General features: G+C 71.0%; 10 protein-coding genes. 6 read left to right on the top strand and 4 right to left on the bottom strand.

What is annotated here, in order from left to right:
* Positions 1–84 precede the first annotated feature (84 nt).
* A complete protein-coding gene (locus tag J7E86_RS25120) occupies positions 85–507 on the bottom strand; it encodes a DUF5997 family protein (protein ID WP_215084492.1) in 423 nt (140 codons plus the stop codon).
* A 59-nt stretch (positions 508–566) separates the two neighbouring features.
* On the opposite strand from J7E86_RS25120, the gene J7E86_RS25115 reads away from it, so the two are divergent.
* The gene (locus tag J7E86_RS25115; protein WP_215084490.1) at positions 567–1,379 is read left to right on the top strand and encodes a LysR family substrate-binding domain-containing protein; all 813 of its coding nucleotides are present in this window, start codon (positions 567–569) and stop codon (positions 1,377–1,379) included.
* Positions 1,380–1,824: 445 nt separating this feature from the next.
* Here the strand turns inward: J7E86_RS25115 and J7E86_RS25110 are convergent, their stop codons facing one another.
* Positions 1,825–3,063 (bottom strand): NAD(P)/FAD-dependent oxidoreductase, encoded by a 1,239-nt coding sequence (locus tag J7E86_RS25110; RefSeq protein WP_215084488.1) that lies wholly within the window; start codon positions 3,061–3,063, stop codon positions 1,825–1,827.
* A gap of 95 nt (positions 3,064–3,158) precedes the next feature.
* On the opposite strand from J7E86_RS25110, the gene J7E86_RS25105 reads away from it, so the two are divergent.
* On the top strand, positions 3,159–4,163 hold the full coding sequence (locus J7E86_RS25105; RefSeq protein ID WP_215084486.1) for a YafY family protein: 1,005 nt from the start codon (positions 3,159–3,161) through the stop codon (positions 4,161–4,163).
* A 7-nt stretch (positions 4,164–4,170) separates the two neighbouring features.
* On the opposite strand, the gene J7E86_RS32130 is transcribed toward J7E86_RS25105, so the two are convergent.
* Complete coding sequence (locus J7E86_RS32130) at positions 4,171–4,389, bottom strand: hypothetical protein (protein ID WP_215084484.1); 219 nt, start codon at positions 4,387–4,389, stop codon at positions 4,171–4,173.
* A gap of 59 nt (positions 4,390–4,448) precedes the next feature.
* The gene (locus J7E86_RS25095) at positions 4,449–5,180 is read right to left on the bottom strand and encodes an SDR family oxidoreductase (protein WP_215084482.1); all 732 of its coding nucleotides are present in this window, start codon (positions 5,178–5,180) and stop codon (positions 4,449–4,451) included.
* A gap of 131 nt (positions 5,181–5,311) precedes the next feature.
* Here J7E86_RS25095 and J7E86_RS25090 point away from each other — a divergent pair, with 131 nt between their 5' ends.
* From J7E86_RS25090 to J7E86_RS25075, 4 genes are all read left to right on the top strand, one after another.
* Positions 5,312–5,902, top strand: coding sequence for a TetR/AcrR family transcriptional regulator (locus tag J7E86_RS25090; RefSeq protein ID WP_215084479.1), 591 nt, complete (start codon positions 5,312–5,314; stop codon positions 5,900–5,902).
* Between the two features lie 226 nt (positions 5,903–6,128).
* The gene (locus tag J7E86_RS25085) at positions 6,129–7,697 is read left to right on the top strand and encodes an SMI1/KNR4 family protein (protein WP_215084477.1); all 1,569 of its coding nucleotides are present in this window, start codon (positions 6,129–6,131) and stop codon (positions 7,695–7,697) included.
* A 147-nt stretch (positions 7,698–7,844) separates the two neighbouring features.
* Positions 7,845–8,420 (top strand): IS607 family transposase, encoded by a 576-nt coding sequence (locus J7E86_RS25080; RefSeq protein ID WP_215084475.1) that lies wholly within the window; start codon positions 7,845–7,847, stop codon positions 8,418–8,420.
* A 61-nt stretch (positions 8,421–8,481) separates the two neighbouring features.
* On the top strand, positions 8,482–10,057 hold a 1,576-nt coding region (locus J7E86_RS25075), incomplete at its 3' end, for a transposase (RefSeq protein WP_215084494.1).

Genomic DNA, 10,057 nt, shown 5'->3' with positions numbered 1-10,057 from the left:
TGCTGCCGGTGATCGCTCACCCCAAGGGTGAGCGATCACCGGCAGCATCGATCGGTGCTCGGTCGTCCGCCACGCGGACGGTCTTCAGGAACGCGGTCGGCGGGGCTTGTCGTCCTGTGCCGCGGCCTTCTCCTTGGCCGCGTTCTTCTCCTTGATCCGCACCGTCTCCTTGCGGACCTCGGCCTGGGTGGCGCGCTCGTGCTGCAGCCACTCGGGGTTGTCCGTCTTCAGCGCGTCGATCTGCTCGGTGGTCAGCGCGTCCGTGACTCCGCCACGGGCCAGACCGGCGATGGAGACGCCCAGCTTCGCGGCGACCACCGGCCGGGGGTGCGGGCCGTTGCGTCGCAGTTCCTGCAGCCACTCGGGCGGATCGGTCTGCAGCGCGTTCAGCTCGCTGCGCGAGACGGCACCCTCCTGGAACTCGGCGGGGGTGGCAGGGAGGTACACACCCAGCTTCTGCGCCGCGGTCGCGGGCTTCATGGTCTGGGTGGTCTTGTGCGACGTCATGGTGTCAAGGGTATTCGAGCGCGTGCGCTACCTCCGACCACGACCGGTAGCCTGGCGGAGTGACAGGCTCGGAAACATCCCCTTCGTTCCGGCTCGCTTATGTCCCGGGAGTGATGCCCACGAAGTGGGTGCGGATCTGGAACGAGCGGCTGCCCGACGTCCCGCTGACCCTCATTCCGGTCTCCGCCGCCGAGGCGGCCGACGTCCTGCGGGCCCGCGGCGCCGACGCCGGGTTCGTCCGGCTGCCGATCGACCGTACGGACCTCAGCGCGATCCCCCTCTACCTCGAGACGACCGTGGTCGTGATCCCGAAGGACCACGTCGCGGCGGCGGTCGACGAGATCTCGGCCGAGGACCTCGCCGACGAGCTCGTGCTGCACCCCCTCGACGACACCCTCGACTGGGAGCGCCCGCCGGGGCAGCCCGCGAAGGAGCGCCCCGCCACGACGGCGGACGCCATCGAGCTGGTGGCGGCGGGAGTGGGCCTGCTCGTCGTGCCGCAGTCCCTCGCCCGCCTGCACCACCGCAAGGACCTCACGTACCGGCCGCTGACGGACGCGCCGGGTTCGCGCGTCGCGCTGTCGTGGCCGGAGGAGGAGACCACCGACCTGGTGGAGCAGTTCATCGGGATCGTCCGCGGGCGGACCGTGAACAGCTCCCGGGGCCGTCCCCGGACCCCGGCCGAGCCGAAGAAGGACAAGCGCGCCGAAGCGGGCGGCGGCGCCCAGCGCAAGCCCGTCGGCAAGTCCGGCGGCAAGCCGGCCGCCGGGGGCCGCCGGGGCGGCGCGGGCGGCTCCAAGACGTCCAAGGGAGTCAAGGGCGGCAAGGGAGTCAAGGGAACCAAGGGCGGCAAGCCCCGCCGCCGCCCGTAGCCGGGTGCCGTGGCTGCCCCCGCGGCCCGCTGCCGCCGAAGACCGGCGAGTGCGGGCCTCCACCCCTCGACGGCCATCCGGGGCCGGCCTGGCGGAAGAGGGGCTGCGGCCTCTGCGTGACCCGGACGCGCTACGCCGTGTCCGGCGGATCATGCGAGCGGGTGCTGCGAGCCGTTTCGTCCGCACCACCGCTGCGCGGCGGTGTCCTCAATCTTCCCCAGCTACCGCTGGGGATGCCCCCCAACGGGCTGAAGCGGGCTGAGCCCGGCCGAATCAAGCCCTCTGGGGGCACCTCCCAGCGGTAGCTGGGGGAGATTGAGGACGCGCCCGCCGCAGGCGGCAAAGACAGCCCGCGGCCCAAGATCCGCCGGACACGGCCTGGAGCTGGACGACGATGACGACAGCCGCGAGGACCGAGCCGCGCGGCTTGCACCGACACTGATCGTCAATGACGCAGCCGGGCCGCCGCGGCCAGGATCGGGGTGGTCACGGCGGTAGCGGCGGCGCCGAGTGTGGTGTCGGTGGCCAGGACCAGGCGGACGGTTCTCATGGCCAGGGTGAGGATCTCGCTGCCGCGCCGGCGCATGCCCGCCTCGAATCGGTGCACGGCCTGGGTCGGCGGGGTACCGCCGTCAGTGACGTCGCCCAGATGCCGAAGCAGGGCGGCGGCGTCGCGAATGGCCGCGCCTGCGCCCATTCCGGCGGTGGGTGGTGTCGCGTGGACGGCGTCGCCGAGCGCGGTGATACGGCCCGCGGGCCATGGTGCGAGATCGCCGGCGCGCGTCGAGGCGGCGTTGAAGCGGTACGCGGCCAGGCTGTGCGGGGCGGCGCGGGCGATGACCTCCAGTGTCTGCTCGGCCCAGCCCCGCTCACGGAACCGTCTCGCCAGCGCGGCCCGCAACGCGCCGTCGCGCAGGTCGCGTAGGGAGTCGGTCGCGGCGGATTCGGGGAACATGGCGCCCCAGATGTAGGTGGGGCCGGTGGTGACGGACATCCGCAGCTCGGGGGCGTCGAGCGCGGCGTTGCCGACCGGGTCGAGGAAGCCGACGTAGAACGCCGCCCCCCGCGGGCCGATCGCCAGCCCTGATCGTGGTCCCAGCCGTCGCTGTTCACCGGGACTCAAGTCGCTGCGCAGAGTACGGCCGGAGAACCCGATGAGGCCCGCCGGCCTGTTCGCCGGGCCTCCCGCCAGGTGCTGGGCAACCAGGGAGTGGGTGCCGTCCGCGCCCACCACCAGATCCGCCGAGACAGCTGCGGCGTCCGTGAACAGCACTCGGGGCGCGCCGTCGTCGCCTTGGCCGACGCCGGAGACGGTCCGCCCCAGACGCAGGTCATCGCCGACCGCCTCCGCCAGCAGCATGCGCAGGGTGATGCGATCGACATCGACGCCGGCATCGCCGCTGAGATCCGGCCCTCGGCCGAGTAGCCGGCCGCGACGGTCCCAGAACGCGTCGCGGTCGCGCAGCCGCAGCGCCGAAGCCGACGCCAGCAGCCGCCGCATGATCTGCGGCGCTACCAACTCCCGCAGCGCCGACTGGGCCCGCTCGTCCAGGGTGATGTGGTAACCGCCTGTCGCCGCCACGTCGGTGTCGCGGTCGAACACCGCCACCTCGTACCCCCGGCGGCGCAATCCCGCCCCCAGCGCGAGTCCACCGATCCCACCACCGACCACGACAACACGCATACCGAACCGTCCTCTTCCGCCACTGCTTGCCTGCACGGCCCCACCGTGACACCGGTGGTGGACACCGAGTGGCCACCACCGGTCATGATGGGACGATGGCGAGCACCTCACGGCGGGCACTGCGGCTCCTGTCCCTGTTCGGATCGCGCCAACTGTGGCCACTGCGCGAGCTCGCCGACGGGCTCGGAGTCAGTGAGCGCACCGCCCGCCGGGACATCGAGACGCTGCGCGAGCTCGGATACCCGATCACCACCGTCCACGGACCCGATGGCGGATACCGGCTCGGCGCAGGGCACCCCCTCCCACCACTCGTCTTCGACCGAGATCAGGCCCTCGCGGTCGCGGTGGCCCTGCAGACCGCGCCCAGCACCGTGTTCGGCCTGGGCGACGAGGCGGCGCGGACGCTGGTCACCCTGGAACAGGCCATGCCCGCGGCGTTACGGGCATCCATGGAGTCCCTACGTCTGACCAGGCTGCAGAACTACTGGGAGTTCCCGGCACCCCCCATCGACCCGGCCACGCTCACCGCCGTGGGAGCCGCGGTGCGCCACCGCCACGTCCTCGTCACCGAAACGCTCCGCGCCGATGGCTCACGCCCCGAAACCGGCGACGACGACTTCCTGCCCGCCCGGCGCGTCGAGCCCCACCATCTGGTCGTCTGGGCCGGCCGGTGGTACCTGGTCGCCTACGACCTCGGAGACGACCAGTGGCGAGTGCACCGTGTCGACCGGCTCCGACCCCGCCCCACGACACATCCCTTCGGCGCACGCGAGCTCCCCCACGGCGACCTCGCCCGCTTCGTCATGAGCAGTCACGACCGCGGCGACACCCTCGCCGCCTGGCAGTGCACCGGCACCGCGCGACTCAACCTGCCGGCCGACGTCGTCGCCCGCTGGGCACCAGGTGGCTCGGTCGTCGAACACCTCGACACCGAGCACTGCCGGCTCACCCTCGGTGCCTGGTCCTGGGCCGGCGTCGCCGGGATCCTCGCCACCTTCGACACCGAACTCACCGACCTCCACCCGCCCGAACTCGCACAGGCATGCCGACGCATCGCCCGCCGATGGGCCACCCTCGCGGACACCGAGAGACAGCCGTAGTCATCTCTCATGAAGCCGGCGCGAGCGCCACCGCGCTCGCCGACCACCTGACCGCCCACGGCCCGGTCCTGGAGATGCTCGCCGGGCCGCTGCCCGGGATGTACGCCCCGAGCGGGCCCGGCCGTCCGCTGTTCGCGTTCTTCGCGGCGATGGCGGAGACCGTGCGGGAGAACATCCGGGAGTCGACCCTCGAAGGACTCGACGCGGCGGCCCGCAGGGCAAGCACGGCGGCCGACCGTCCGTCATCACCGACGACGCGGGAGTGGGCCGCATGGCTGCGCAGACCTACCCCTGGGCGGTGGCGCGAACCACGATGTCACCGACATCGACACCGTCCGGCTGCTCGATGGCGAAGGCGATGGCGCGGGCCACTGCGTCCGGCGAAAGAGCGATCTCCATCATCTTGTCGATCCGGTCCTTCACGGCCGGATCCATGCGCTCTGCGAAGTCCGTGCGAACGGCGCCGGGCGAGACGACGGTCACGCGTAGGCTGTCGCCGGCCTCCTGCCGCAGGCCCTCGGAGATGGTGCGCACGGCGTTCTTCGTACCGGCGTACACCGACTGGAGCGGCACGATGCGCAGTCCGGCGGTGGACACAGTATTGACGAAGTGCCCGAAGCCCTGCTCCCGGAAGACGGGAAGGGCCGCGGCGAGCCCGTACAGGACCCCTTTGAGGTTGACGTCGATCATCTCCTCCCAGTCCTCGACGCGCAGGTCGTCCAGACGGGAGATCAGACCGATCCCGGCATTGCTGACGAGGACGTCGAGCTTGCCGTACCGGTCGCGTGCCAGCTTGACGAGGCCGGAGAGGTCCTCGCGTCGGGTCACGTCCGTGCGGGCCCAGGCGGCATCACCGCCGGCCGTTTCGATGCGGGCGGCCAGGGCCTCAAGACGCTCCGGACGGCGTGCCCCGAGGACGACTTTCGCGCCGCGCTCGGCGAGCAGGAGCGCGGTCGCCTCGCCGATGCCGCTGCCGGCGCCCGTGATCGCTACGACCTTGCCTCCGATTCCCGACATGACGGGCAGTCCTTCCGGAAGGGAATGAGGGCAGGCTCATGCCCTACAGTGAAAGTGGAGGCGCCGCCACTTCATTCACCCTAAGTGGCGGCGCCTCCACTTAGCAAATGGTGATGAGGAGTGAGCTGTTGATGGCCCGAGATGCAGGACGTCCGCTGCGGGCTGACGCGCAGCGCAACCGGGACAAGATCCTGGCCGCCGCGGTGCGCGTGTTCGCCGAGGACGGACTCGACGCGCACTTCGAGCGCATCGCCCGAGAAGCGGGCGTGGGAACCGGCACCCTCTACCGCAACTTCCCGACCCGGGAGGCCCTGATCGAGGCGGCATACCGCAACGAAGTGGCCCGGCTGTGCGACGCCGTCCCCGGCCTTCTTGCGGCGATGTCGCCACGTGAGGCCCTGCGTGCGTGGACTCGCCGCTTCATCGACTACGCCACCGCCAAACTCGGCATGGCCGACGCTCTGCGAGCCGTCGTCGCCTCGGGAACCAACCCCTACGCCGACAGTCAGGAGATGATTCAGGCCGCCCTCTCCTCCCTCATGGACGCTGGTACCGCTGCCGGAACGATCCGGTCCGACATCGGTCCGACCGACATGTTCGCCGCCCTCGCCGGTATCGCCCTCACCTCTGCCAAGCCCGAGCAGCGGGAGCAAGCCGAACGCCTCCTCGACCTCACCCTGGACGGACTGAAACCCGTGCCGCCGCGGCTCCGCGAAGGGTGAGGTCGTCGAGCGGGCGGGCACGTCCTGCGATCGTCGGTCGGCGATTGCCGACATCGGCGCCGTGGAGCGAGGATGCCGATCTGGGCGACCCTCGTTGCGTGCACTGCGACCAGGGCGAGGGCGAGTCGCGCGGCTGGGGTGGTGGCTGCGGCGCCCGGCGGAGCAGTCACCCGGCCGGGACGGTGAACTGATCCCGCGGTACATGGCCGAACGACAGGAGCATGACATGGTTGAACGGGCCACACGGCGGATCGTCGAGGAGATCGTCGCGGACGCGCCGGCGGGCTGGACGCGGGCGGTGCTGGGCTGCACGGCGGGCGGAGGCGGCGTCTCGGTATCCGGCGGCTACGCCGTTCCCGGCGCGCCCCTGTGGCGGAACCCCGTGCACAGCCCGTTCCTGGAGCTGGGCAGGCTGGGGGAGGCGTTGCGGGAGGTCCGGGGCTGGGAGCGCACCAGCCTGGAGATCGTGTGCCGGCCGTCCGGAGAGTACGGGCTGGTCGCGATCGCGGACGCGATCACCAGCCTGCGCGGACGGCGCGGCGGTTTCCAGGCCGTCCTCGACCCCGGCTACCGGCTGCCCCAGCCCGGCTCCGCGCAGGACGAGGGCACGGCCGCACCGGAGGGCGACCCACAGCTGGCGGTGGCGCGCTTCCACGCGTACATGGAGCGCCGCGCCGCGATCCTGGGGCGGTCCGAGCAACTGCCGCCGCCCGCGTCCGCCGCCGCACTCGACGAGGCCGAACGCCGCATCGGCCGGCCCCTGCCCGCCGACCTGCGGGCGCTGTACTCGATCGCCGACGGCGACGGCATCGGCTACGAGCACCGCTACCTGCTCGGAGGCATGGCCTGGCTCGCGCTGAAGCACCTGGTCGCCATCCATGCCGACCAGCGCGAACCGGCCTGGTTCGGCTGGGAACTGGCCTGGGACTCGGTCGTCTTCGACGCCGACCCGCCCCGCACCGTCCGGCGCTGCGGCGGGCATCCGGCCTGGCTGCCCTTCGCCACCGGCGAGGACGGTAACTACCTGGCGGTGGACCTTTCCCCGGCCCGCGACGGCCGCCCCGGCCAGGTCATCGGCATCGGCCGCGACTACGACGACGGCCCGGCCCACGTCGCCGGCTCGATCACCTCGCTGCTCGGCTACCACTTGGAGCTGCTGGAGCGGGGCGCCTACGAGAAGCACGGCGACCACATCTCCCTGCGGGAGACCGCCCGCACCCCGGGTCCCCGGATGATCGTCGGCGAGATCCCCGCCGAGGTCCCGCCCACCCTCCAGGCGATCCACATCAACGATGCCACCGGCCCGGTCGATCTCGCCCCGCTCACCGCTGCCCCGAACCTGCGACGGCTGCACCTCAATCGCTGTGCGACAGCCGACCTGTCGCCGATTCGCGCGCTGCCCGTCGAGTCCGTACGGGTCACCCTGGACGGCGGCGACCTGACCCCGCTCGAAGGCCACCACCACCTCGGCTCCTTGGACCTGGCGACCACCACCCCGATCGACATCGCCCCGCTGCGCACCGTCCCGAACCTGCGCGGCCTGGACCTCTGCCGGGCCGCCGTCCGCGACTTGACCGCCCTGGCCGACCTGCCCGACCTGCGCTACCTGGCCCTCACCGCGCGGCAGTGGACCACCCTGCTGGACGAGGGCAAGGCGCCGCCGACCCTCGCCGCCGCCCGCCTGGCCGACGACGACGCCCCACTCGACGACGCCCTGACCTGGTCGGCGCGCCTCGGCCTGAACACCACGGACGCGTTCCGCACCACCGGCACCCTGGGAACCGTCGGCGAGTGAGTCCCGGCATCCCGGGAAAGGGGCGCCTGGACCCGGGCGCCCCTCTTGTCGGCGTCGCGTTCATCTCCGATCTGCACGCGGAGGGGTGACGAACTCCCCGGATTTTACTGCCATTTGGTGCCTTTTGGTGTGTGTTAGCGTGTGGTCATGAACCTCAAGGAGTGGGCTTTAGCGCAGGGTGTGCATCCGCACACCGCCTATCGCTGGTTCCGCGAGGGCACGTTGCCGGTACCGGCTCAGCGAGTCGGGCCGCGCACGATCCTGGTGAACATCGACGCGAATACTTCCCCCGAAGCGGTCGGCGGGATCGGGCTGTATGCCCGCGTCTCCTCGCACGATCAGAAGGCGGACCTGGAACGCCAGGTCGCCCGCTTGTCCGCATGGGCGGCGAAGGCCGGGCATCAGGTGGTGCGTGTCGAATCCGAGATCGCCTCTGGCGTGAACGGCTCGCGCAGCAAGGCGAAGTGCCTGCTGGCAGACCCGGATGTGACCACGGTGGTGGTCGAGCGCAAAGACCGGCTCGGCCGGATGAACGTCGAACTGGTCGAGGCGGCCCTGTCCGCGCACGGGCGTCGCCTGGTCGTGCTGGACGACGGTGAGGTGGCAGACGGCCTGGTCCAGGACATCGTGGATGTCCTGACGTCGTTCTGTGCCCGCCTGTACGGCCGCCGGTCGGCGAAGAACCGCGCCCGCAAGGCTTTGGAGGCCGCCGAACGTGGCTGACTCCAGGAGACTGCGCACGATCGCCCCGTCGTTCGTCGTGCTCGGCCCGTCTGGTGTGGCGATGCGCGACCGGCTCAAGCACCTCACGCCCGAGGACGAGAAGGTCCTGCGGCTGGTCGGCGCGCATCTGGGATCGCTCGCCTCGAAGGACCTCAAGGCGCGCTGCGCGGATGGGCTGGAGCACTCCACGGATACGTGGGCGTCCCGGAAGCGGGAACTCACGCCGGTGTCGTCATCGCGGTGGGCCGGTGCGATCACGAAGGCCACCCATGATCAGTGGGCGCTCGCTCGGCGCGGGCAGGCCGCGCACCTGGCGAACCTCGAAGCGGGTATCAAGACGATTCGGCACCGGCTGTCGCAGCCCATCGGGGAGAAGGGCACCAAGCGCGGCCCCGGCGGCTACCGATCCAAGAGCGAGTGGTTTACCAAGACGCGCCGCCTGTATCTGCTTCAGGACCGGCTTGATGCGGTGCGGGCCGACCGCGAGCAGGGCCGTGTGCGGGTAGCACGGGGTGGCAAACGTTTGCTCAACACCCGCCACAACCTCACCAAAGCGCAGCTCACCGAGCCTGAGTGGCGGGAATGCTGGGAAGCGGAACGCTGGTTCCTCCAAGCTGATGGCGAGTCCGGCAAAAGGTTCGGGAACGAGACGATCCGCGTCACCCCGGACGGCGAAGTGTCGGTCAAGCTGCCTGCCCCGCTGGCCGAGTTGGCTAACGCCGAACACGGCCGGTGCGTCCTCGCCGCGAAGGTCACTTTCCCCCACCGTGGGCAGGAGTGGGCCGACCGGATCGAAGCGAACCGGGCCGTGGCCTACCGCATCCACTACGACATGGCCCGTGGCCGCTGGTACCTGACCGCCTCGTGGCAGTACCAGCCCACCAAGACCATCCTGATCGAGGCCGCCCTCGCGCACGGGGTGATCGGTGTGGATACGAACGCCGACCACCTTGCCGCCTACCGTCTTGACGTGCACGGCAACCCGATCGGGCAGCCCCGCCGCTTCGCCTACGACCTCAGCGGGTCGGCGGATCATCGGGACGCCCAGATCCGGCATGCCCTGTCGAGGCTGCTGAACTGGGCCAAGACGTGTGGCGTCGCCACTATCGCGGTCGAGGATCTGGACTTCACGGCGGAGAAGACCCGCGAGAAACACGGCCGCAAGAAGCGCTTCCGGCAGTTGATCTCCGGCATGCCCACCGGGAAACTCCGCGCCCGCCTCACCTCTATGGCCGGCGCAACCGGCATCGCGATCACCGCCGTCGACCCTGCCTACACCTCCAAATGGGGCGCACAGCACTGGCAGAAGCCCCTCACCTCCAAGAACCGTAAGACCACCCGACACGATGCCGCGAGCATCGCGATCGGCAGGCGCGCCCAAGGGCACCCGATCCGGCGACGGACGGCACCGCCCCCTGCTCACCGGAGTGATGAGCAGGGGCATCGGAGCGTCCAGGCCGAACCGGGCACCCTTGGGTGTGAGGAACCCCGCCCCCGCTTCCCCGGACCACGGACACGATCCGTGCCGCCGGACGCGGAGCGAACGCGGGCGACCAGGACACCCAAAACCGTTCGGGATGTCCGCAGTGACCAGGAATGGGTCCAAGACTCACTCCTGCTCACTGATGAGGAACGGT

Source organism: Streptomyces sp. ISL-11 (genome assembly GCF_018614525.1).
Classification (GTDB): domain Bacteria; phylum Actinomycetota; class Actinomycetes; order Streptomycetales; family Streptomycetaceae; genus Streptomyces.
The sequence above is the reverse complement of the archived record's forward strand: the minus strand, read 5'-3'. Positions and strand labels throughout refer to the sequence as shown.